The organism is Tigheibacillus halophilus, assembly GCF_042683165.1.
Classification (GTDB): domain Bacteria; phylum Bacillota; class Bacilli; order Bacillales; family Amphibacillaceae; genus Tigheibacillus; species Tigheibacillus halophilus.
This window is the reverse complement of record NZ_JBHUIZ010000003.1, coordinates 168,264-191,825: the sequence shown is the minus strand read 5'-3', so window position 1 is coordinate 191,825 and position 23,562 is coordinate 168,264. Positions and strand designations below refer to the sequence as shown.

The window sequence follows — 23,562 nt, the reverse complement described above, 5'->3', positions numbered from 1 at the left end:
TTTCAGTGGATTTATACAAACTAAAAACCCTTATCAAATGTAAGATAAGGGTTTCTTTGTTTATTGCAGTATGAACGCACTCAAAAATGCAAGTACGAAGAATAGTACACCGGTGATTACTGTGCCGCGATGCAACACCAAATCGAGGCCTCTCGCTTTTTGTTTGCCGAACAATTGCTCAGCTCCACCGGAAATAGCGCCGGATAAACCTTCACTTTTACCACTTTGCAATAAAACAAGTACAATCATGATGATTGCGTCTATCACAAGCAAAATATTAACGAGCATGATCAATTTCAGATACCCCCCAGAAATCCTTCGAAAATCAGTGCAAAATATACTATTCACGATGATATCTATTCTTTACTTTAGCATTAATACTATAGAGATGGCAAGTATTTTTTGTATGTAACGAAAACAGCCTGAATAATACAAAAAGAGACAGAATCAAAACCACAAAAGTTGCCAAAACATGACACACTATTTGTATAAAAACCTGTTATCCGATAACATATTATCATATATCGGATGAATAAAACGTTTACATCATAAAAACAACACGCAATGCTTGAATCAGTGAATACAAACAGCTTACAATAAGATTGCAGACTAACATTTAGGAGAAAGGTGAATAGTTTATGGCTACCACAAAAGGTATTGCGGCCTCCAACGGCATAGCAATTGCAAAAGCATACCAGCTTACTGCACCTGATTTAACTTTTGAAAATAAAAAGACGGATGATCCGAAAGCGGAAATAGATCGTTTGGATACTGCACTGGAAAAATCCAAACAAGAGCTGCAAAAAATAAAAGAGCATACACTGGAAACATTGGGTGACGAACACGCAGAAATTTTTTCTGCACATTTACTTGTCTTAAGTGATCCGGAACTGATCAAACCGATGAAGGAAAAAATCCAGGCTGACAACGTTATTGCAGAAACCGCTTTAAAGGAAACGGCCACTACATTCATCGAGATGTTCAAAGCGATGGATAACGAATATATGCGCGAGCGTGCTGCAGATATTGCGGATGTTACACAAAGAGTGATGGCGCATTTGCTTGGGGTGAGCATCCCAGACCCGGCGCTGATCGACGAAGAGGTCATCATTCTGGCAAACGACCTGACTCCGTCCGATACAGCTCAGCTTAACCGGCAATTTGTCAAAGGATTTGCAACAGATATTGGCGGAAGGACTTCCCACTCAGCTATTATGGCCAGATCTCTGGAGATCCCAGCTGTAGTCGGAACAAAGGATATCACCAAGCAAATTTCTAATAATGAACTGGTCATTGTTGATGGGATAGACGGCACTGTTGTTGTCGCCCCTTCCGAAGAGGAACTAGCTGCTTATAGGGACAAACAAGCATCCTATGAGGCACAAAAAGAAGAATGGGCAAAATTAATAGATGAGCCTACATTTACAAAAGATGGCGAGCAGGTGGAGCTGGTCGGAAATATTGGCACCCCTGAAGATGCTGATGGCGTCCTAGCCAACGGTGGTGAAGGTGTCGGACTTTATCGTACAGAGTTCCTTTACATGGGAAAAAATGAAATGCCGACAGAGGAAGAACAATATCAGGCTTACAAGACAGTTCTTGAAAAAATGGAAGGCAAACCAGTCGTAGTCCGTACACTGGATGTAGGTGGCGATAAAAAAATCAGCTATCTCGACTTGCCTGAAGAAATGAATCCGTTCCTTGGATTCCGTGCGATCCGTTTCTGTCTGGATGAACAGACTGTCTTCCGTACACAGTTGCGGGCATTGTTGCGAGCAAGTGCACATGGCAACTTGAAAATCATGTTCCCGATGGTCGCCACATTGGACGAATTCCGCCAGGCAAAAGGAATGCTGCTTGAAGAAAAGGAAAAGCTGCAGCACGAGGGTGTCACTATCTCTGATGATATCGAGATAGGCATCATGGTAGAAATACCTGCCACAGCAGTTCTTGCGAAACAATTTGCCAAGGAAGCAGATTTCTTCAGTGTAGGTACGAACGATTTGATTCAATATACCATGGCTGCTGACAGGATGAACGAACGTGTTTCTTATCTATACCAGCCTTACAACCCAGCCATTCTGAACTTGCTCAATAATGTCATTGAAGCTGCCCATGCAGAAGGAAAATGGGCCGGCATGTGCGGAGAAATGGCAGGAGATCCAGTTGCTATCCCATTACTTTTGGCGCTTGGACTGGACGAATTCAGCATGAGTGCGACTTCCATTCTCCCTGCAAGAACACAAATGAGCAAATTGTCCAAAGAGAAATTGGCATCCTATAAGGACAAAATCCTCTCGATGGGCACTGCAGAAGAAGTTGTCGCCTTCATCAGGGAAAAAACGGCAGAATAATAGGTGCAAATCAAAAAAAAGAGCCCGCGGGCTCTTTTTTTGATGGATATTTCTTTCACTGATGCTGTTATGACTTCAAGCATTTTATTAAAATCATGATCTGACAACTTGTAGAGGAGAGATATACATTTTGTCGCCAAATACAATTATAAACGATCTCCATAAAAAACAGCTCCCGATCATTGATCAAAGGAGCTGTTTCAAATACTTTATTTTTTCAAGTTGTAAAACGCATCAAGACCACCATAAACACCAAGACCAGCAAGTTCATCTTCAATACGAAGTAACTGGTTATATTTCGCTACACGGTCTGTACGTGAAGGTGCACCAGTTTTGATTTGGCCGGCATTTGTTGCAACCGCAATATCAGCAATCGTCGCGTCTTCTGTTTCACCTGATCGGTGGGAAATGATAGCAGTATAACCTGCACGTTTAGCCATTTCAATTGCCTCAAAAGTTTCCGTCAAAGTTCCAATTTGGTTCACCTTAACAAGGATAGAGTTGCCAACACCTTGTTCGATACCTTGTTTTAGACGTTTTGTGTTTGTTACAAATAAGTCGTCTCCTACCAACTGGACGCGATCCCCAAGACGTTCTGTCAACAGTTTATGACCGTCCCAGTCATCTTCATCCAAACCGTCTTCAATGGAAATGATTGGATATTTGTTAACCATATCTTCATACCACTGTACCATTTCTTCAGAAGTACGAACAACGCCTTCTCCTTTGAGGTTGTATTTTCCACCCTCATATATTTCTGAAGAAGCAACATCCATTGCCAATTTGACTTCCTCACCAGGTTTGTAACCAGCAGCTTTGATTGCTTCTACAATTGTTTCAAGTGCTTCTTCATTAGAAGAAAGATTTGGCGCAAAGCCGCCTTCATCACCCACTGCAGTGTTGTAGCCTTTTTCTTTCAATACACCTTTCAATGCGTGGAAAATTTCAGCACCCATTCTCAATGCTTCTTTAAATTCGGAAGCGCCGACAGGCATGATCATGAACTCTTGAATATCCACGTTATTATCGGCATGCTCTCCGCCGTTTAAGATGTTCATCATTGGTGTTGGCAATGTTTTGGCATTGAAACCTCCAAGATAGTTATAAAGCGGCAGTTCCAAATAATTTGCAGCAGCATGTGCACAAGCCATGGATACACCTAAAATCGCGTTTGCACCCAATTTACCTTTGTTATCCGTACCATCAAGCTCAATCATGATATTATCAATGATATTTTGTCTTGTTACGTCAACACCAAGCAATTCAGGAGCAATCACTTCATTGACATTATCCACTGCTTTTTGAACGCCTTTGCCAAGGTAACGGCTTTTGTCGCCGTCACGCAGTTCAACTGCTTCATATTCGCCTGTTGATGCACCACTTGGAACCAATGCCTTACCAAAAGCACCTGATTCTGTATAAACCTCAACTTCTACTGTAGGATTTCCGCGGGAATCCAGTACTTCGCGTGCATAAATATCTGTAATGTATGGCATAACAAATTCTCTCCTTTTGATAGTTGTTATTTTTTGATCAAAGAGCTTCCAGTCATTTCTTTAGGTTTTTCAACATCCAACAAATCAAGCAAAGTTGGTGATAAATCCGCAAGTATTCCACCATCTCTGAGGTCGACATCATTTTTCGTGACAATGACTGGCACTGGATTGGTTGTATGTGTCGTCATTGGTCTGTCTTCCATTGTAACCACTTCATCTGAGTTCCCGTGGTCCGCTGTGATAATGGCATGTCCGCCTAATTCCAATATTTTGTCTACAACTTTTCCAAGACATTCATCAACGGCTTCTATCGCTTTTACCGTTGGCTCAAGCATGCCCGAATGGCCTACCATATCGGGATTTGCAAAGTTCAGGATGACAGCATTCATTTCACCTTTATCCAGTTCAGCCACTAAAGCATCTGTCACTTCATATGCACTCATTTCCGGCTTCAAATCATATGTTGCCACTTTAGGCGAATTGATCAGTATACGTTTCTCACCCGGAAATTCTTCATGTCTGCCACCGCTCATGAAATAAGTGACATGCGGATATTTTTCTGTTTCAGCAATACGCAGCTGCTTAAGGTCATTTTGTGCCAAAACCTCGCCAATCGTATTGTCGAGTCCTACTGGCTCATATGCGACATAGCCATCGATAGACTCATCGAATTTCGTCAGCATCACAAAATCCAAATCTTCTGGCGGATTTTCTCCCCGGTCAAAACCGCGGAAATCCTTATCAGCAAATGTTCTCGAAATCTGGATGGCTCGATCAGGACGGAAATTGTAGAATATGATGGAATCGCCGTCTTTTACAGTTGCTACCGGCTCCCCGTCTTTATCTGTCATGACAGATGGAATGACGAATTCATCATAAATGCCGTTTTTATAAGAATCATCGATCAATTCATATGGATCAAGGTATTTAGGTCCTTCCCCATAAACCATGGCATTATAGGATTTTTTCACACGATCCCAGCGTTTATCCCTGTCCATGGAATAGTATCTGCCTGAAATGGTGGCAAATTCGCCGACACCGTATTCCTGCATTTTTTCAAGTGTTTCCTTAATATACACTTTCGCTGATTGCTGATCGACATCACGTCCATCCAGGAATGCATGGATATACACTTTGTCCAGATTTTCTTTTTTGGCCAGTTTCAATAAAGCATACATATGATGGATATCACTATGGACGCCTCCATCACTTAGCAGACCAAAAATATGAAGTGCTTTATCGTTTTTCTTGGCGTTTCTCATTGCTTGCAAAAAAACTTCTTTCTCGAAGAACTCACCATTTTCAATCGATAAATTCACTCGGGACAAGTTTTGATAAACAATTCTTCCTGCACCAATATTCAAATGACCCACTTCAGAATTGCCCATTTGACCTGCCGGCAAGCCTACAGCCGCACCGCTGGCTTCAAGCTGGTTATGGGGAAATGCTTTCCAAAAACGGTCGAAATTCGGCTTATGTGCTTGTTTGACAGCATTGCCTTTCTCTTCGCCGCGAATACCAAAGCCATCCAAAATAATAATGGCTGCTAATTTATTTGCCTCCGTCATTTTGTACCAGCCTCCACCAATTGCAGGAAGGAATCAACTTCAAGACTTGCGCCGCCAACCAAAGCACCATCGATATCGGATTGAGCCAGCAGCTCGTCGACATTCGCAGGCTTGACACTGCCGCCGTATTGAATGACCAATTGTTCTGCAGCTTTCTCGGACACATTTTTCGCAACTACTTGGCGAATGTGCGTACAAACTTCATTCGCTTGTTCACTGGTGGCTGTTTTGCCAGTACCGATCGCCCAAATTGGCTCATAGGCGATGATTGTTTCAGCAACTTGGTCTTCTGCTAGTCCCGCAATAGCGGCCCTCACTTGCTTTTCCACATGTGAGTTAGTTTCATTCGCTTCTCGCTGTTCCAAGGTTTCTCCAACACAAACAATCGGGGTCAATTCATGGGCAAATGCAGCATGCACCTTTTTATTGACTGTCTCATCTGTTTCTGCAAAATATTGTCTCCGCTCAGAGTGCCCGATTACGACATGTGTCACACCTGAATCTTTCAACATACTTGGGCTGATCTCACCAGTAAAAGCGCCATTTTCCTCATAATGCATATTTTGCGCAGCAATCTTCAAATCTGTTCCTTCTGTCTGCTTCACCAATTCCGGCAAGTAAAGAAATGGTGCACAAACAATTGCTTCCACATTTTCCGATTTCGGAAGTTTACCTGCCGCGTCAGCAACAAACTGTTTTGCATCAGCCGCAAGCTTATTCATTTTCCAGTTACCAGCAATTACTTTTTTCCGCATGAAAAACGCTCCTTCATCATTTGGACTATTTTTAATATCTTATCTATCGTTCGTTGTCATCCAACACGGTAACGCCAGGAAGCTCTTTACCTTCCATGAATTCCAGGGAGGCGCCCCCGCCAGTGGAGACATGATCCATTTTATCTGCCAAAGCGAATTTCTCTACCGCTGCAGCAGAATCACCGCCACCGATAATCGTATATCCGTCAGTATTTGCTAAGGCTTCGGCAACAGCCTTTGTACCTTTGGCGAATGCGTCAATTTCAAATACCCCCATAGGGCCGTTCCAAATGACTAGTTTTGACTCGGATACGATTTTACTGTAAAGTTCCTGTGTTTTTGGACCAATATCCAAAGCTTCCCAGTCAGCAGGAATCTCATCGATGTCAACCACTTTTTTATTGGCATCCCCGGAAAAATCGTCGGCCACTACCACATCTACAGGCAATAGGAATCGAACACCTTTTGATTCAGCTTTTTTCATAAAGCTTTTCGCCATGTCGATTTTGTCCTCTTCAAGCAAAGATTTGCCAATTTCATGACCTTGCGCCTTCACAAATGTATAAGCAAGTCCACCGCCAACGATGAGTTTATCCACTTTTTCCAGCAGATTATCGATCACACCGATTTTGTCCTTCACCTTTGCTCCACCAATAATAGCTGTGAACGGTCGTTCAGGGTTTTCCAAGGCTTTGCCAAGTACACTAATTTCTTTTTCCAGCAAAAATCCTGCGGCTGATGGCAGTTTTTCTGCTACGCCAGCAGTTGACGCATGAGCGCGGTGTGCGGCACCGAAAGCATCATTGACATAGATGTCGGCCATTGCGGCAAAATGATTGGACAGTTCAGGGTCATTATTCGTTTCTCCTGGTTCAAAACGCACATTCTCAATCAAAAGTAAATCTCCATCAGCAAGTTTGGAAATTGCTTCGTCTACTTCGGGCCCATAAACCGTATCGGTTTTCAACACTTGCTTGTCCAGCAGCTCGCTCAGGCGCTGGGCAACTGGATCGAGACGCAATTCATCCACTGCTTCCCCTTTCGGCCTGCCCAAATGACTAGCGAGTATCACTTTTGCGCCATGTTCAGATAAGTACTTAATTGTCGGCAAGGCCGCTTTAATGCGCGTATCATCTGTCACCGTGCCATTTTGCATTGGTACGTTGAAGTCGACGCGGCAAAATACCTTTTTCCCTTGCAATTCGAGATCCTTCAGCGTCTTTTTATGCATTGCAGTAGCCTCCTTCACATATTAACCACTATCATTATAGTGGAGTTATTGCCGGTATCCAAATTTCAAGCAGTTTGATCAGCTCTATTGGTCCGGATTTGTATATTTGTACGAATAAATCCGACTGCTTTCCCTCATGGAAATAGGGAGGAGGTATTTCCTCCTCCCTATATGACAGTCAAATAAGGTTTAAGATACTATTAAAAGCCTTTTTTAGCCATGAATGCTGCCAAATCAACACAGCGGGAAGAATAACCCATTTCATTGTCATACCATGAAACAACTTTTACCATATTGTCTTCCAATACCATCGTAGAGAGACCATCAAGAACAGAGGAATGAGTGTTATCCACGATATCAGTTGAAACAAGTGGTTCTTCGCTGTATTCAAGAATACCTTTCAATTCGCCTTCAGCTGCTTCCTTGAATGCGTTATTCAATTCTTCAACTGTTACGTTTTTATCCAATTCGGCAACAAGATCCACAATGGAGCCATCTGGAGTTGGCACACGCATTGCCATACCATTTAATTTACCGTTCAATTCAGGCAATACTTTGCCGACAGCTTTTGCAGCACCTGTAGTTGTCGGGATGATGTTTTGTGCAGCTGCACGAGCACGGCGATAATCTTTATGTGGTAAATCCAAGATTTGCTGATCGTTTGTATAAGAGTGAACAGTTGTCATCAAGCCGCGTTTGATACCGAATTTTTCATGCAGCACTTTTGCAAATGGTGCCAAACAGTTTGTTGTGCATGATGCGTTAGAAAGCACATGGTGTTTGGAAGGATCATATTGATCTTCATTAACACCCAATACAACTGTCAAATCTTCGTTTTTGGCTGGTGCAGAGATGATTACTTTCTTCGCACCGGCGTCAATATGCTTTTGAGAAGATTCACGGTCTACGAAACGTCCAGTGGATTCGATGACAACGTCGACGCCTAATTTTCCCCATGGCAAGTTTGCTGGATCGCGTTCTGCCAATACTTCGATTGATTTTCCGTCTACGATCAATTTATCGTTATCAACTGAAACCTCTTCTTGCAGAATACCATGTACGGAATCATATTTCAGTAAATGTGCGAGCATGTTAGCATCGGTCAAATCATTGATTGCCACAATTTCTACCTCGTCATTTTTCAATGCTTGACGAAACACATTTCTTCCTATACGTCCAAAACCGTTAATACCTACTTTTACAGCCATTTTATATTCCTCCTATGAGTATGATTATTTTTTGGCAAATATATTTTCAAGGGATTAATCCCTTAAAATCTCTTTTGCTGCAGCTTCATCGGTGATTAGCACATCGCTTTTACCTTGTTTATAATAAGAAGCGATAGCCCTTCCCTTAGACTTGCCTCCCGCTACAGTGACAACATATTTATCGTTGTCTAAATCCTTCAGCTGCATACCGACAGTCTGGACCTTATGGACCACATTGCCGGAAGCATCGAAATAATAACCGAAAGCTTCACCCACTGCATTTTTTTCTCGCAGTGCGGATATAATATCTGCACTGGCTTGGCGCCGTTCAGCCATTCTCATAGCATCCCCGACACCATGGAGCACAATGTCAGCAGATCGAATCTGCATTAAGATTTCATGAATTGCCGGCTCTTGAATAATCGACTGATAAGATGCTTCACTTAATAGATCCGGGACGAACAGCATGCGGTATTCTCCATTTGTTTTTTTTGCCATGGTTGCAACTATTGTGTTGGCCTGATTCTCCACCTGTTCTCCAATGCCGCCCCGTGCTGGTACGAATACATTCTTTCCTTCAAAGGCAAATGGCTTCATTGCCTCTGCAACAGCGAACATTGTCGAGCCACCGGTAACCGCAAAAATATCATCCGGCCTGACGATTTTTTTTAACAGAGAAAAAACTGCTTTTCCCATGTCTTTTTTAATCCAGGCATCCTTATCGCTATCTCCGGAAACAATTACAGCATCCTTCAGTTGTAATTTTTCCTTCAATTGCATTTCTAAAACATTCAAACCGTTAATTTCATTCATCCAACCGGATAATTGTTCCAATAATAAGGTGCCCTCTGTCGTCAAATGCATACCTTTTGGCGTGATTGTAAGCAGCCCTTGGGTTTGCAACAGGTCAATTTCGCCCCTGATATTGCGTTCAGTCAAGCGGGTTTGCTCCGCAAGACCCCTTCTTCCAACAGGCTGAAGTAATTCCACACTTTGCAGAATACGATACCGCTGTTGAACTTCATGGAGAATATCCGGATATATTTTTTTCAGCAAATTAACCAAAGCCGTCATGAAAAGATGCTCCTTTTTCCCTTTGTTGGTCGTATAAAGTCCCACGTGGTACATTTTTGCCCCACAACCGGCAAAAAAATGAAAGAAGTAAGCTTCTTTTCTATATATTATTGTAACATAGTAAAGAAATTATACAACGAAAATGCATTTGAAGATGTAAATTTGTTTGCAGGTGAGTAATAGATTGGCTTGCCGGATTGACACCCTGCGGAAAGCTGCCCTGCTTTTACGACCAACAACCCAAAGGCGCGAGCAACTACTCTGATTTTACGAGCAGCCGCCCCGCATTCGCGAGCGCCTGGAGCGCTCCACTTTCTCACTTCTTTATATTACCCTGTATTACTCTCTCTAAACGGGGCAAATTCATCTGTTCACAATCCAAAAATTCCGTCCCGATTTCCACACATGGTATCAGCAGCTGATATTTTTCCAGCCACAAATCGTTTGTATAAATATCCCGTTCCTCCATGTCAAACGCGTATTCGTTTTGCAGCATGCCAAGTAAAGCCTTGGCATCCTCACATAACGAACATTTTTCTTTTGTATAAAAAATTACCCGCAATATTTTTCCCTCCATTATTCATTTTCGTTTCATTGAGGATGGAATACGCAATTGTTCCCGATATTTCATTACAGTTCGCCGGGCGATATGAATATCATATTCATTCGCCAGCTTTTGCTTAATCCCCTCATCAGACAGTGGCTTTCCCTTGTCTTCCCCATTAATGATTTTTGCGATTGTTTGTTTGATAGCAAATGTGGAAGTAGTATTCCCATTTCCCTGGTCAATCCCACGTGCAAAAAAGAACTTGATAGGTGTAACACCCTGAGTTGTTTGCACATATTTATTTTGGATAGATCTGCTTACTGTGGAAATGCTGATATCCAATTCGCCTGCGGCTTCCTTCAAGGTTAAAGGTCTTAGGGCTTCAGTGCCTTCTTCAAAATACAGCAGCTGTTTTTGCACTACAAAGTGTATGATTTTTTCAAGTGTACTGATACGGTAATCAATGGCATTATTCAGCCACTCTATCTGCTGTTTTTTTTCTTTCAAATAAGTTTTATCTTCCTCTTTCAGACCTGCCAAATTCTCATAGTCATGGTTCAAGGAAATTGTCGGCTTGCTCCACTTGTAGAAAGAGATTTTCCATCGACCGTCTTCTTTTATTATTGCTGCTTCCGGGATAATGTAGTCCGCTTTCTTATCTGCCAGTAAATTACCTGGTTTGGGGTGACAAGCGCGTATATGCTCTATTAAATCTGCAGCTTGTTTTTCGTCCACGTCATATGCATTGGTAATTGCTCGCAGATCATTATCCGCGACCCAATCCAGATGATTGTGCAGCAAGTCAGCCGCAGCAGCCAAGTTATTTATACCAGCAGTTTTTTGCAGCTGCAGCAGGATACATTCCGTTAATGTCCGAGCACCGATTCCAGGAGGATCCAGGGATTGCAGCAGTGACAGCGCTTCTAAGGCTGTTTCCGGCGAGATTTGCAGATCGTTTGCCCATGTCTGCAAATCAATGGTCAAATAACCCGATTCATCCAGCGAATCGATACCATAAATCACAACAGGAAGCATCTCTTCCGGCATATTCAAGGTGAATAACTGCCGCTTTAGTCTTTCAAACATGGATAGTTCAGCAGAATTGATCTCCCCGATATCTGGTTGCGATCCGCTTCCTCCTAATTCACTGTAGACATTATAGTTTGTATCTATTTCATCCACCAAGGGATTCTCATTGGCAACCTCCTTAATATAATCAAGAAGTTCCACACTGGAAAACTGCAGGATTTGAATCGCTTGCAATAAAGATTGATTCATCTTCCATTGCAAAGACTGTTCCTGTATCAATCTCGGCTGCATTTCTCTCACCCCATTACCCCTCGTATAGTATATTTAGACATTGATTTTCAACCTATCCATTCTGATATATACAAGCTGTGTAGCCCCGTTATCTTTCACTACAGGCGGACGCTTTCCGTGGGTATGGCTTGAGCCTTCTCGCCCACAAAAAACGTTCGCTGTAGGGGCTCAAGGCTCATGCTTTTCCAACAGGAGTCGCCACCTTTCGTTTCAGGTAACGCAATTTGTGAATTTTTCATCCATGAGTTTATATCTGCATCATATGTCAATCAGTTGGATGTTCCGTGAAGTTCCTAGATAATGGTCTTAGGATTATTTGGGACAATTAAACAAACTGAACCTTGATAATCAAATATCATAATCATTTTTCTCCTAACATATCACCACAGGTCTTTTCTTTTATTCTGCCACAAAAAACAGAATTCTCCAAGCTTGTTTGAAGTAAAATATGCGCAGTGAGAAGATGATGGTGGTGACAAATTTCGGCAAGTCCCTCCCGTTTCGAATTGATTTGTATATTTGAACAATTGAATAAACATCTACCCAGATATACAATGAACTTATGTAGTTTTCATAAAGGGGTGTCATCATTGAGTCAAGAATATTTTGTGGGTTGGGGGACATTGGCATTGATTAATGCTGCACTTGCGCAAGGGAAAAACCGTACAGGATTTAACTGGTTTGTGCTTTCATTGTTTACAGGACCACTGGCCACTTTCATCTTACTTTTTGTAGAGAAAAGAAATGATTGAACTTGTAGCGTTTAGCTATGGAATACCATTCATCGTCGCATGGTTTTACACGAATGACTGAAAATAAAATGAATAACGCAGCTTTCTCATAAACAAAATAAGCTCTAACGGCCACTCCAGTCAAGGTTTACTTGCTATTTTAGCCTGGAATTGAGTGAATACAAAACAGCCACCCACATTGCGCGGATGGCTGTTCCACATTATAACAAATTCTTCAAAATTTCCTCGTGCGACTTTGGAGTAAGGTATGCAAGCGGGATATCAAATGCAGTCTTCGCACCGTGACCGCCTTCCTGATTCAGTCGGTAAGCGGCTCTGGCATAAGCGACAAGTACGCTCGCAGTGAATTCTGGATTGCTGTCAAGGTTAAGCGAAAACTCAACCGTTTCTTTGTTGTCAGCACTTGTATTGCCATTGCGAATGACTACACCGCCATGCTTCATTTTTTGATGGTTCGCGGAGAATTCATCTTCAGAAATGAAATGTACCGTTGTATCATATGGCTCGAAATAATCAGGCATCGTTTTGATTTCCTGTTCGATCCTTGATTGTTCTGTTTCATCCGCCACAACATAGCAAACACGTTTGTGACGCTCAGCAGACGATAAGTCAGCACCAATGCCTTTTCTTGCATCTTCTAATATTTCCTCTATAGGCACTGTATATTGCACTGCTTTTTTCACGCCGGAAATACGACGTACTGCATCAGAATGTCCCTGGCTTAAACCTTCGCCCCAGAATGTGAATGTATCCCCTTCTGGCAGGACAACTTCACCGAGCAAGCGGTTCATGGAGAAAAGGCCCGGATCCCATCCGACGGAGATCACGCCGATTTTGTTAGCGCCCACTGCAGCCTTATTGACCGTTGCAAAATGATCAGGTATTTTGGAATGATTATCAAAGCTGTCAACGATATTAAACATGCTGACAATTTCCGGGGTCATTTCTGGCAAATCTGTAGCTGATCCACCGCAAAGTATCATCACATCGATGTCATTTTGAAACGCTTTGATACTGTCATATGAATATACAGATGCATCACTTGCTGTTTGAAGACTATTTGGATCACGACGGGTAAAAACACCCACAAGCGACATATCGGGATTTTTCTCAATCGCTGTTTCAACCCCGCGTCCCAAATTGCCATAGCCAACAATACCTACGCGAATATTCTTTTCCACTTTACTCCACATCCTTATCGAAAACTTAGATTATAGTATAACTTTTTTTGGCTATGGGAGCAAAAATAAACTCCGTAGTAACTGGCGTTCCTGGTCAATATCCCGAGAATTCCTCCATCCGGATATTATCTTCATTGGCTCCCGCTGCAATCAGCATCTCCTGCATAGCTTGAACCATATCGGCAGGTCCTGATAAATAATATATGGGCGCCTCTACATCTTTGACATGACGTTTCAGCAATTCCTCATTGATGTGCCCCCGCTCTCCGTTCCATTCATCTTCGTTGCTTCTGGTCATCACAGGTACGAATGTGAAATTATCGTGTTCCTTGGCCAGCTGTTCGAATTCTTCTAAGAATGGTGCATCTTTTAAAGTTTTGTTAGAAAACAGCAGTGTAATTTGGTGGGATGTCCCCTCTTTCAATGCCTGTGCAATCATGCTGCGAACAGGTGTAATACCGATCCCGCCAATGATAAATACAGCTGGCGTACTTTCCGTCTTATGCAAAGTGAAACCACCGTGCGGTCCATCAAAAGAAACTTCTGTACCTTCTTTCAAATCACGCAACACTCTTTTGTAAGCTGAATCTCGAATACGTGTGGTAGTCACCAGTTCATTTTCATGTGGTGCATAAACGAATGAAAAAGCCCTTGTGTTTCCTTCTTCATCGGTTTCAGGCGGGTCGATCAGTGTGAAATCAGCAAATTGACCCGCTTTGAATGTGAAATCTTCAGGGACTTGCCAATAAAAAGCAAATGTATCCGCAGCTATTTCTTTCTTTTTCTTTAATTTAATACTAAATGTAGCCATATGGTTCACCCTTCTTTATTTTTACTAAATAATCTCTTTTGCTACTATTCCCTGTTCCAAAGAAAATTAACTTGCTGTCGTGAAGGAAACAGCATATGTTATGTTTACTGGTATCACAGCATAATTTAATATCGTGGGAGAAATCACTGATTGTAAAAACTGCGGAGGTGCTGGAATGAATTTGAAGGATAAAAAAATTTTGCTGATTGGCGGAGACGAGCGATATTTAGAAGTGGTTAGAAAGTTAGATGATTTGGGAGCGTCAGTTGTCCTGGCAGGATATGATAAAGCCGGGCTATCATCAGGGCGTGTACAAATAAGTAAATTGGAGGATGTCAATTTCTCCAATTTATATGCTATCTTACTCCCGGTATCGGGTACAGATGGAGAAGGAAACATCACCATGTCATCGTTTACTGATCAGCAATTGTGTCTCACGGAGCAAATGATTTCACAGCTGCCGCCCTCATGCAAGATATATACAGGTGTCTCTGGATCATTTTTGAAACGGATGGGTTCAAAATTCCAAAAAGAAATCATTTCTATTTTGGCCAGGGAGGATATTGCCATTTACAATTCTATCCCGACTGCGGAAGGAGCATTACAGCTTGCAATGGAGCAGACTGATTATACGATGCATAGCGCAAGTGTCATGGTGCTGGGGTTTGGAAAAGTAGGCATGACAACAGCGCGGTTATTTTCAGCCGTCGGCTGCAACGTATCAGTCGCAATACGCAAGAATTCCGCAGCTGCAAGAGTTCGTGAAATGGGATTGAAACCACTTTACACGCACCATCTGTCCGAAGAAATTGGCCAGTATCAAATCATCATTAACACTGTCCCCGATTTGGTCTTGGATGAATCTTTGCTGAACATCGTCTCCAGCAAGGCTCTGATCATAGATTTAGCTTCCAGTCCTGGAGGCGTCGATTTCTCAGTTGCTGATGAGTTAGGGATCAGGACCATTCATGCACTCGGTCTGCCTGGGAAAGTAGCTCCAAAAACTGCAGGCAGCATCATTGCTGATACATTTGTTTCATTGCTAAGCTAGGCAATGGGTCATGAGCCATGGTGAAGCAACTGCCTTGGCTCTTCTATTTTTTGTTACTTTTATGCTTTTGCGTACCAATATGTATAATCATATTTTCCTTTTTCAATCCATTTTTTAGCAAATCTCGGATTTCAATTAACAGCACTTCTTTTTTATCCTGTTTTGGGATCTTTTCTTTTCCCTGTTCCTTTTCATGTTTCCATTTCGCAATGATTTGCATCACGATGAAAATAGACCAGGAAATAACTGCAAAATTAAACACAGATTGCATAAATTGGCCATACAAAATTTCCGAATCACCAAACGTATATTTTAAATGAGTGAAATCCACCCCACTGTATAATACACCTATCAGCGGCATGATAATGTTTCCCACCAATGATGTAACAATCTTTCCAAAAGCACCGCCAATAACAACGGCAATTGCCAGATCCAATACGTTTCCCTTTAATGCAAAAGCCTTGAAATCCGACCACAAAACTCGTCGCCCCCCTTGTCGTGCTTGTACTTATTTATATGTGGAGCAACAGTGTATTAAAACCTTTTTCCCCTTCTCCCCTATACTAAGAATCATGACCTCGTTGCCGTTGCCGGAATAATTGCAGACTGAATTTCCTCCTTTTATACGTGCATAAAAAAATAATTCGAAACACGGAGGGCAGAAAATCGGTTAGAAAAATGAATTTTATAAATAAAAAAGTATCAAAGGATAATTGCTCTATCCCTTGATACCATTAGGTTTGCTACTAGCGCGCTCGAGAGGATTCGAACCCCCGACACATGGCACCGGAAACCATTGCTCTATCCGACTGAGCTACGAGCGCATCATTATTACTATTTTGGGCACATAGGCTATTATAACTCCTTTGTGCAGAATGTACAAGGCTTTTTACGATTGCTTTTCCAGAAATTAAAACCTGGGCATGATAAAGGTTTATTTTGCGTTTCCCAAGGGAAAAATGGAGAATATGTTTGCAGGTAATTTCTTCAATTTTTGAAGCGTTATTGTTTGACCTTTATTGACCATTTAGCTATCATGTAAATATGATAAAAATTAAACGAAAAATAAGGAGGAAACACTTATGGCTTTGATACCTACTGTCATCGAACAAACCAACCGCGGAGAACGTGCATACGATATTTATTCCCGACTGTTGAAAGATCGCATCATCATGCTTGGCAGCGCGATTGACGATAATGTTGCCAACACGATTGTAGCACAATTACTATTCTTGGAAGCTGAGGATCCTGGGAAAGATATTTCACTTTACATTAATTCCCCAGGTGGATCTATCACTGCAGGGATGGCAATCTATGATACGATGCAATTCATTAAATCTGATGTTTCCACTATCTGCACTGGTATGGCTGCGTCGATGGGAGCATTCTTGCTAAACGCTGGCGCGAAAGGCAAACGTTTTGCGCTGCCAAACAGTGAAATCATGATTCACCAGCCACTTGGCGGCACACAGGGCCAAGCAACAGATATTGAAATTCACGCAAAAAGAATTATTAAAATGCGTGAAAAACTAAATCAAATTATGTCTGAACGTACCGGCCAGCCAATTGAAGTGATTAACCGTGACACGGACCGTGACAATTTCATGGATGCTGCAGATGCAGTAGACTATGGGTTGATTGACAAAGTACTGGAGAGAAAACCTGACTAATCAATATGGAAACCCTATCGGCATATTGCTGGTAGGGTTTTTTCTTATGCTATATTATCACTGTTCTTCGCTCATTGCTTCCTTTTGTTCAACGAATGTGGTGAGATAGTTTAAAGCATCCTCTTCATCAGGACCATCCGCTATTAGCAAAATCGTTTCTCCTTGTGTTACAGCAAGACTCATCAATCCCATAATACTTTTGGCATTAATCCTTTTTCCGTCTTTTTCCAGAAATAAATGCGCAGCATATCGATTTGCATCTTGTACGAACTGTGCAGCAGGCCTAGCCTGCAGTCCGGTTTCAAGCGTGACGGTCACAGACCTCTCAACCAACTCCATCATCCTTTCCATGTATACGCTGTCAATCTTGTACAAAAAGACTGCCGCCCATATGTAGAATCAATTAAGGCAACAGTATTTACTGTCCATATTATATCATGAATCTTTTTCATTATGAACAAAGAAACTAAACAATTTCTCCTTGTCTGATTTTTTCAGCGAATTCGTCGATTTTCTTTAAACGGTGATTCACTCCTGACTTGGATATCTTACCGCTCGGAATCAACTCACCGAGCTCCTTCAAGGAAACATCACTATGCTCCACCCGAACAATGGCAATTTCTTTCAATTTATCCGGCAATTTATGCAAACCGACAGATTCATCGATAAACTTGATATTTTCTATTTGGCGAAATGCTGCACCAATCGTTTTATTCAAATTGGCCGTTTCGCAGTTTACCAGCCTGTTAACAGAGTTGCGCATATCACGCACAATACGAACGTCCTCAAACTTGAATAATGCATTATGTGCCCCGATAATACTCAGAAAGGCCGTGATTTTTTCAGCTTCTTTCATATATACTATAAAGCCGTTCTTGCGCTCCAGTTCCCTTGCATTAAGATTGAAACGGTTCAGTGCCTCACATAAAGCATGGTTGTGTTCCTCGTAAATATTGAAGATCTCCAGGTGATAAGAGGAAGTTTCGGGGTTATTGATCGAGCCGCCTGCTAAAAACGCTCCTCTTAAATAGGCTCTGAGACAGCAGTCCTTCTCTACATAAACTTTGGGAATACTCCGAGAAAACTGGTATGGTCCTTGGAAAATCTCCAAATCCTGAAGCATTTCCTGCACTTCTTCTTTCAATCTGACGATGTAGACATTATTTTTTTTCAACTTCATCTTCTTGCGGACAAGCAGTTCAAGCGGCATCGTATATTTCGCTTTAATCAGCGTATAAATCCGTCGTGCGATAGCTGCGTTTTCTGTTTGCACATCAAGTGTATACCTGCGCTGCGAAAAAGAGATGACGCCGTTCATTCGAATCAATGCGGCCAGTTCAGCCTGCATACAGCATGGATCTGATACAATCGTCGTCAATTCCTTTTTAATTTCTGAAGCAAAGGACAAGCTGATGCCCCCCTTTATTTAAAATGCCTGCCGCATTTCTTTATGCATTCATGGGACAGGTCATACTTTTTCTGGTTGTACCAATGACTTTGCCAATCTGGTATGTAGTAATTGGAGACCGGAAAACATGCCATGCAGATTTTGCTAATACCGCATTTTATTTATGCGGAAAGGTGATTCTTACATAATACATAAATAAACCAACCTCATTTCTGCGACATAATGGAATATAGCAGTTTTGCGATTTTTTTTGTATCATGCCTTAGGGCTGATCGCTGGTGATCTATCATATCTCCTTCAATGACGTCCAGACCCATTTTCTTTAGCACATCAACATCATTGATGACTGGTTCTGCATTTTCTTTTGCATAGCGCTCTTGCATCGCTTTGCTGATTGGTTCATCCTGTACAATAATTTTGTCAATAGTGCCATTGCCGATATGAGCGCTGATCGCCTTCACATGATCAGATGCAGTGTAACCTGTTGTTTCTCCATCCTGTGTCATCACATTACAGACATAAACCACTTGGGCATTCGTTTTTTGAATTGCCTTATCCACACTTGGAATGATCAGATTCGGCATAATACTCGTATAAAGACTCCCCGGAGAAATGACGACAAGATCAGCCTGTTCAATTGCTTGTAATGCTCCTGGAAAAGGATGAATCAGTTGCGGACTTAAAAAGACACGCTTGATTTTTTTTTGTGCCAGCGGAATATTGGATTCCCCTGAAACGATGGAACCATCGGTCATCTCAGCATGCAAATAAAGGTTTTCATCTGAAATGGGGTAAATGGTACCTTTTACATTCAACACACGGGAGATCTCCTTGATTCCGGTATAGAAATCACCGGTGATAGAGGTCATCGCGGCCAACAAAAGGTTTCCCATGGAATGCCCGGACAAGCCATTCCCATTTGCAAAACGGTGCTGGAAAAGCTCTATCAACATCGGCTCTACATCCGACAGGGCTGCAATCACATTGCGGATGTCGCCAGGTGCAGGGATATCCATTTCACTGCGAAGTCTGCCGGTACTTCCGCCATCATCAGCAACTGTAACCAGTGCAGTCAAATCAATTGGCAAATTTTTAAGCCCACGAAGCAGGACCGGCATCCCGGTGCCCCCGCCAATTACTACGATTCGCTTTTTTTCGTCCATATTAATGACCCTTTCTTTTGTCGATATCACGATGACTAATATGCGTTATATACTCTGGAGATAGTTTTTTAGCAAAGTATTCTGCCAGAGCGACAGATCGATGCTGTCCGCCTGTACATCCAATAGCGACCACAAGCTGTGATTTACCTTCTTTTTTATAAAGTGGAAGCATGAAACTCAATAAATCAAGCACTTTCTCCTGAAAACGCTGCGTATCGTTCCACTTGAATACATATGAAGCCACATCCTGATTCAACCCTGTCAAAGGCTGCAAAGTGGCAACATAATGCGGATTAGGTAAAAAGCGAACATCAAAAACCAGATCCGCATCGATTGGCAGGCCATATTTGAAGCCAAAGGACACCATATGAACAGAAAAAATTTCTTGTTTTTCTTCAGAATAAGCCCGTAATATTTTTTCTCTCAAGTCCTTCGGCTTCAGGTCCGTCGTGTCAATAATCCGCTGTGCCCTGCCCCGCAGTTCATCCAAAAGCTTTCTTTCCTGTCGAATCCCTTTTAAAGGAAGATCTCCAACAGCCAATGGATGGGAACGCCGTGTCTCCTTATATCTGCTTACAAGCTTTTCATCATGAGCATCCAGGAATAAGATATGCTCATGGAGCCAATCCTCATCACCCACAACATCGAGTGATTCAACCAGCGAATCAAAGAATTCCCTGCCTCGCAAGTCCATCACCAATGCAACTTTATGAATGTTATTGGTTGTGTCACGCATCAATTCAAGAAATTTTGGCAGCAGTGCCGGAGGCAGATTGTCGACACAATAGTACCCTAAATCCTCAAAGCTTTGAATGGCAACAGTCTTTCCTGCTCCTGACATACCTGTAATGATAACTAATTTTGTTTCTTGTTCAGTTGCCATCGACTTCATTCCTTTCCTATTTATTTAATTTAATTATGTTCACCCATTATCCATCTGCTGCGGGTCAAGCCGGCTATGCAGTAATTCATAATCTTTTGTATAAGCAAAATTTCCATATAGTATCTTGTTGGAAACAAGCACATGTTCAAAAATTTTTCTGTCGCCTGCTGCCATTGGTAAATGTGCTATTTGTTCCAGCGGCTGCCATTCCAGCTCACCTTCTCTGCAATAAGCATTCAGTTCTCCAGAAAATTCTTTGCACACAAATGTAAACATCATCCACTCATCATCCAAGTGGTCCTGGTTAAAAATATTAAAAGTGAACACGCCGGCAAGCTGAGGTTCCCTTAGGTGAATGCCGGTCTCTTCTCTATATTCACGAACCGCAGCTTCCTTGATTGTCTCTCCGGTTTCCATTTTACCACCAGGCATCGCGTACCATCCCCGGCTCGGTTTTTTCAGCAGCAGTATTTGCCCTTCATGCATTAATATACAATTCGCAACACGTTGCATAGCAAGACCACCTTTTTCAATCAAAATCATACTGATTCCATTATACAGGGAAATGTCATCGCAAGCGACAATCCTGCAAAAAACACTTTCGAAATACATTTTTTCTAACAAATCATGCGGTGAACTGTATGAAGAAAAGCTGTATTCAAAGCGGGCAAAAAAAAAGGCACAGATGATAGGCATCTGTGCAAAACAACTAATTCTATTTATAAAAAAGGGGGTCAATTAGTTATTTATATTGTACCCAAAGTTTATTGCGGTGGTGTTACAGCTAAGTTAAAATGAAATTACTTTTCACTTCGGACAACATTTTCTTTCTCACTCAGCTGCGGCAGATTTCAGTCTGTCATTTAATTCTGCTACATATCCCTGTGCTGCTTCTGCGGCAATACTTCCGTCACCAGTGGCAGTCACGATTTGACGCAATTTTTTATCGCGAATATCTCCTGCAGCGAAAATTCCTGGAATCTTTGTTTCCATGTTTTCATTTGTCAGGATGTATCCTTCTTCATTTGTGATTCCCAAGGAACGGAATGGTTCATTTAATGGCAGCATTCCGATATAAATGAATGCACCTGAGGCTGGAAACTCCGTCTCCTCATTAGTCATTCGGTCAACAAGAGTGACGCTGGCGACTTTTCCCTCAGAACCATTGATGGTTTTCACTTGTTTATTCCAGAGAAAGTCCATTTTTTCATTGTTAAATGCACGTTCCTGGATAATTTTTTGTGCACGTAATTGATCACGGCGATGGATGACAGTAACCTTGTCCGCGAATTTTGTCAAATACATGCCTTCTTCCACCGCAGAGTCTCCTCCGCCGATGACAACCAGATCTTTATTTTTGAAAAACGCGCCATCACAAACTGCACAATAGGAGACGCCACGTCCAGATAATTCATCTTCCCCCGGGATGCCCAGTTTTTTGTGCTCAGCTCCCGTAGCGATGATCAATGTTCTTGTTTTGTATTCTTTTTTTCCAGCTACCACTGTCTTGTAGTCGCCATGATCGATGATTTCCTTAATATCGCCATAAGCATACCCTGCACCAAATTTCTTAGCATGCTCCATCATTTTGTTAGATAGGTCAGGGCCCAATATATTTTCAAAACCAGGGAAGTTTTCGACATCTTCCGTGTTCGCCATCTGCCCGCCTGGAATTCCTCTTTCAATCATCAACGTTTCCATATTGGCGCGTGAAGCATAGATGGCTGCTGTCATACCCGCCGGGCCCGCACCCGCTATGATCACATCATACATTGTTTCTTCTGACATGTTTGTCGCCTCTTTTCTTCTATATTAACCAAACCCTAGCTTAAAGGATGGTGCGTTTTTCGTCCATTTATCTGCTCATCATTCCCAAGGCGCATTCTCCATATTTAAAATAGGATGTTTCGCCTGCCCTTTTCCCCAAAGGGCCACAGCTTTTTCATGATTTCCGGTTATGTGAAGTGTATAACTGTACCAGCGAAAATAGGAGAGCTGACTATCCATATCTCCCTTTTTCAAGCTTCTAAACCGCCTAAAAGCTTCATCCAAATGGCCGGTCCTTGCTAGGGTACAGGCAACCATCAGCTTCTGTTGTTCATGCATCGGATATACATTTAGTAATGCACGAATATGCTTTTCATATGCTTCTTCCTGATCATCCAGGAAATAAAACAGTGCCAGATTGGCATGACTGTATAACGAATGATCGTTCAAGGCAAGATTCTCTTCTTCGATATCCATTGCCTGCTGCTTCGAACCACTGAAAAAAAGCGCCTGCGCATACTCATGCTTCGCCTGTTGATGTTGTGGAAAAGATTCAAGCAGTTGTTCCAATATAGGAAGTGCTTTGTGCCACTGACGGCTTTCTACATAATAAAAAGCTGTCTCCTGATAAATCAACAGCTCATCTTCATCCTCCAAATCCCATTCTGCGTTTTCTTCCTCTTCACTTTCTTCAAAAGAAATCAATTCCAGTAAATCCTTCGCTTCTTCCACGAAATCACCTTCAGGATCTTCTTTCAAATACTGGTTTGCGTATTTTCTCGCGTCATCCATGAGACCTAAATGCGCATAGTTGTTTGCCAGCAGATAATAACAATCTACGTAAACGTCTTTGGCGTTCATCAATACATCCGTCAACAGTTGGTTCGCTTCATGATAGGCACCGATCTCAGTATATACGACCGAAAGCTGGCATTTGAATACGGGATCTTTCGGATTTTTGCCAATTGCGATTTTCAGCCACTTTGTCGCTGCGTCAAATTTCCTTCTTTGAAAAGCTTTGACTCCCCGGACAAAATAAAAATCGCCTTCCGGGACAAAAGGGATTATCTTCTGGTTTTTTGTCGGATTTGTTTTGCTTTGCGATTGCTGCATAGTATGTTTACCCCATTTATTTCGTGCGTTTCTTGATTTCTGTTGACAAGTATAACATAGATTACAATCATTTTATACAGTATAATGCTGGATGTTTCGCATTGGGCTTTTAAACAGCAGCATACCCCGACCAAGGCCGTCATCCAGCCAAAACAAAGCCCCAAGAGATTTACTGCTTGCTGCAGTATTCTTGGAGCTTTGTTATCCATT

General features: G+C 42.1%; 22 protein-coding genes, 1 tRNA gene and 1 pseudogene. 4 read left to right on the top strand and 20 right to left on the bottom strand.

Translation table 11 applies throughout. The features are described 5' to 3' along the window. Window positions 1-60 precede the first annotated feature (60 nt). Complete coding sequence (gene secG / locus ACFSMW_RS01410) at window positions 61-288, bottom strand: preprotein translocase subunit SecG (RefSeq protein ID WP_390353873.1); 228 nt, start codon at window positions 286-288, stop codon at window positions 61-63. Between the two features lie 350 nt (window positions 289-638). Here secG and ptsP point away from each other — a divergent pair, with 350 nt between their 5' ends. Further along, window positions 639-2,354 carry a phosphoenolpyruvate--protein phosphotransferase gene (gene ptsP / locus ACFSMW_RS01405; protein WP_390352362.1) on the top strand — a complete coding sequence of 572 codons (1,716 nt, stop codon included), beginning with the start codon at window positions 639-641 and terminating at the stop codon, window positions 2,352-2,354. 209 nt (window positions 2,355-2,563) lie between these two features. Here ptsP and eno read toward each other — a convergent pair whose 3' ends face one another. The 8 genes from eno to rpoN all read right to left on the bottom strand — a co-directional run bounded on the left by eno (window position 2,564) and on the right by rpoN (window position 11,553). Further along, window positions 2,564-3,850: a phosphopyruvate hydratase gene (gene eno / locus ACFSMW_RS01400; RefSeq protein WP_390352360.1), complete on the bottom strand. Its 1,287-nt coding sequence runs from the start codon at window positions 3,848-3,850 to the stop codon at window positions 2,564-2,566. Window positions 3,851-3,876: 26 nt separating this feature from the next. Beyond that, window positions 3,877-5,418: a 2,3-bisphosphoglycerate-independent phosphoglycerate mutase gene (gene gpmI / locus ACFSMW_RS01395; protein WP_390352358.1), complete on the bottom strand. Its 1,542-nt coding sequence runs from the start codon at window positions 5,416-5,418 to the stop codon at window positions 3,877-3,879. Beyond that, complete coding sequence (gene tpiA / locus ACFSMW_RS01390) at window positions 5,415-6,173, bottom strand: triose-phosphate isomerase (RefSeq protein ID WP_390352356.1); 759 nt, start codon at window positions 6,171-6,173, stop codon at window positions 5,415-5,417. The genes gpmI and tpiA overlap by 4 nt, the downstream gene beginning before the upstream one ends. Before the next feature lie 43 nt (window positions 6,174-6,216). Beyond that, the gene (locus tag ACFSMW_RS01385) at window positions 6,217-7,404 is read right to left on the bottom strand and encodes a phosphoglycerate kinase (RefSeq protein ID WP_390352354.1); all 1,188 of its coding nucleotides are present in this window, start codon (window positions 7,402-7,404) and stop codon (window positions 6,217-6,219) included. A gap of 200 nt (window positions 7,405-7,604) precedes the next feature. Continuing rightward, window positions 7,605-8,612: a type I glyceraldehyde-3-phosphate dehydrogenase gene (gene gap, locus ACFSMW_RS01380; protein WP_390352353.1), complete on the bottom strand. Its 1,008-nt coding sequence runs from the start codon at window positions 8,610-8,612 to the stop codon at window positions 7,605-7,607. Window positions 8,613-8,666: 54 nt separating this feature from the next. Beyond that, a complete protein-coding gene (locus tag ACFSMW_RS01375; RefSeq protein ID WP_390352351.1) occupies window positions 8,667-9,686 on the bottom strand; it encodes a sugar-binding transcriptional regulator in 1,020 nt (339 codons plus the stop codon). A 316-nt stretch (window positions 9,687-10,002) separates the two neighbouring features. Beyond that, window positions 10,003-10,248 (bottom strand): glutaredoxin family protein, encoded by a 246-nt coding sequence (locus ACFSMW_RS01370; protein ID WP_390352349.1) that lies wholly within the window; start codon window positions 10,246-10,248, stop codon window positions 10,003-10,005. 18 nt (window positions 10,249-10,266) lie between these two features. Next, window positions 10,267-11,553 (bottom strand): RNA polymerase factor sigma-54, encoded by a 1,287-nt coding sequence (gene rpoN / locus ACFSMW_RS01365; RefSeq protein WP_390353871.1) that lies wholly within the window; start codon window positions 11,551-11,553, stop codon window positions 10,267-10,269. Window positions 11,554-12,107: 554 nt separating this feature from the next. Between rpoN and ACFSMW_RS01360 the strand changes: the two genes are divergently transcribed. Continuing rightward, entirely contained in the window at window positions 12,108-12,305 is a 198-nt protein-coding gene (locus ACFSMW_RS01360) for a hypothetical protein (RefSeq protein ID WP_390352347.1), read from the top strand. Window positions 12,306-12,505: 200 nt separating this feature from the next. Here ACFSMW_RS01360 and ACFSMW_RS01355 read toward each other — a convergent pair whose 3' ends face one another. Together ACFSMW_RS01355 and ACFSMW_RS01350 are read right to left on the bottom strand one after the other, a co-directional pair. Then, window positions 12,506-13,486 (bottom strand): diaminopimelate dehydrogenase, encoded by a 981-nt coding sequence (locus tag ACFSMW_RS01355; RefSeq protein WP_390352345.1) that lies wholly within the window; start codon window positions 13,484-13,486, stop codon window positions 12,506-12,508. A 94-nt stretch (window positions 13,487-13,580) separates the two neighbouring features. Beyond that, window positions 13,581-14,297 carry an FAD-dependent oxidoreductase gene (locus ACFSMW_RS01350; RefSeq protein ID WP_390352343.1) on the bottom strand — a complete coding sequence of 239 codons (717 nt, stop codon included), beginning with the start codon at window positions 14,295-14,297 and terminating at the stop codon, window positions 13,581-13,583. A gap of 175 nt (window positions 14,298-14,472) precedes the next feature. Here ACFSMW_RS01350 and dpsA point away from each other — a divergent pair, with 175 nt between their 5' ends. Continuing rightward, on the top strand, window positions 14,473-15,348 hold the full coding sequence (dpsA, locus tag ACFSMW_RS01345; protein ID WP_390352341.1) for a dipicolinate synthase subunit DpsA: 876 nt from the start codon (window positions 14,473-14,475) through the stop codon (window positions 15,346-15,348). 43 nt (window positions 15,349-15,391) lie between these two features. Here dpsA and mscL read toward each other — a convergent pair whose 3' ends face one another. Then, window positions 15,392-15,826 carry a large conductance mechanosensitive channel protein MscL gene (gene mscL / locus ACFSMW_RS01340; RefSeq protein WP_390352339.1) on the bottom strand — a complete coding sequence of 145 codons (435 nt, stop codon included), beginning with the start codon at window positions 15,824-15,826 and terminating at the stop codon, window positions 15,392-15,394. 272 nt (window positions 15,827-16,098) lie between these two features. Continuing rightward, window positions 16,099-16,172: transfer RNA gene (locus tag ACFSMW_RS01335), tRNA-Arg, on the bottom strand. A gap of 255 nt (window positions 16,173-16,427) precedes the next feature. On the opposite strand from ACFSMW_RS01335, the pseudogene clpP reads away from it, so the two are divergent. After that, a pseudogene (gene clpP / locus ACFSMW_RS01330) lies at window positions 16,428-17,018 on the top strand (ATP-dependent Clp endopeptidase proteolytic subunit ClpP); the annotation flags it as partial. Between the two features lie 57 nt (window positions 17,019-17,075). On the opposite strand, the gene ACFSMW_RS01325 reads toward clpP, so the two are convergent. The 7 genes from ACFSMW_RS01325 to ACFSMW_RS01295 all read right to left on the bottom strand — a co-directional run bounded on the left by ACFSMW_RS01325 (window position 17,076) and on the right by ACFSMW_RS01295 (window position 23,352). Then, complete coding sequence (locus tag ACFSMW_RS01325; protein WP_390352337.1) at window positions 17,076-17,351, bottom strand: HPr family phosphocarrier protein; 276 nt, start codon at window positions 17,349-17,351, stop codon at window positions 17,076-17,078. A gap of 133 nt (window positions 17,352-17,484) precedes the next feature. Beyond that, window positions 17,485-18,426: a DNA-binding protein WhiA gene (gene whiA, locus ACFSMW_RS01320; protein WP_390352335.1), complete on the bottom strand. Its 942-nt coding sequence runs from the start codon at window positions 18,424-18,426 to the stop codon at window positions 17,485-17,487. A 206-nt stretch (window positions 18,427-18,632) separates the two neighbouring features. Then, a complete protein-coding gene (locus ACFSMW_RS01315) occupies window positions 18,633-19,589 on the bottom strand; it encodes a gluconeogenesis factor YvcK family protein (protein ID WP_390352333.1) in 957 nt (318 codons plus the stop codon). A gap of 1 nt (window position 19,590) precedes the next feature. Then, on the bottom strand, window positions 19,591-20,472 hold the full coding sequence (gene rapZ / locus ACFSMW_RS01310; RefSeq protein WP_390352331.1) for an RNase adapter RapZ: 882 nt from the start codon (window positions 20,470-20,472) through the stop codon (window positions 19,591-19,593). Window positions 20,473-20,511: 39 nt separating this feature from the next. Next, entirely contained in the window at window positions 20,512-20,985 is a 474-nt protein-coding gene (locus ACFSMW_RS01305) for an NUDIX hydrolase (RefSeq protein ID WP_390352329.1), read from the bottom strand. Window positions 20,986-21,303: 318 nt separating this feature from the next. Then, complete coding sequence (trxB, locus tag ACFSMW_RS01300) at window positions 21,304-22,260, bottom strand: thioredoxin-disulfide reductase (RefSeq protein WP_390352327.1); 957 nt, start codon at window positions 22,258-22,260, stop codon at window positions 21,304-21,306. 78 nt (window positions 22,261-22,338) lie between these two features. Beyond that, a complete protein-coding gene (locus tag ACFSMW_RS01295; protein WP_390352325.1) occupies window positions 22,339-23,352 on the bottom strand; it encodes a tetratricopeptide repeat protein in 1,014 nt (337 codons plus the stop codon). Between the last annotated feature and the right edge of the window lie 210 nt (window positions 23,353-23,562).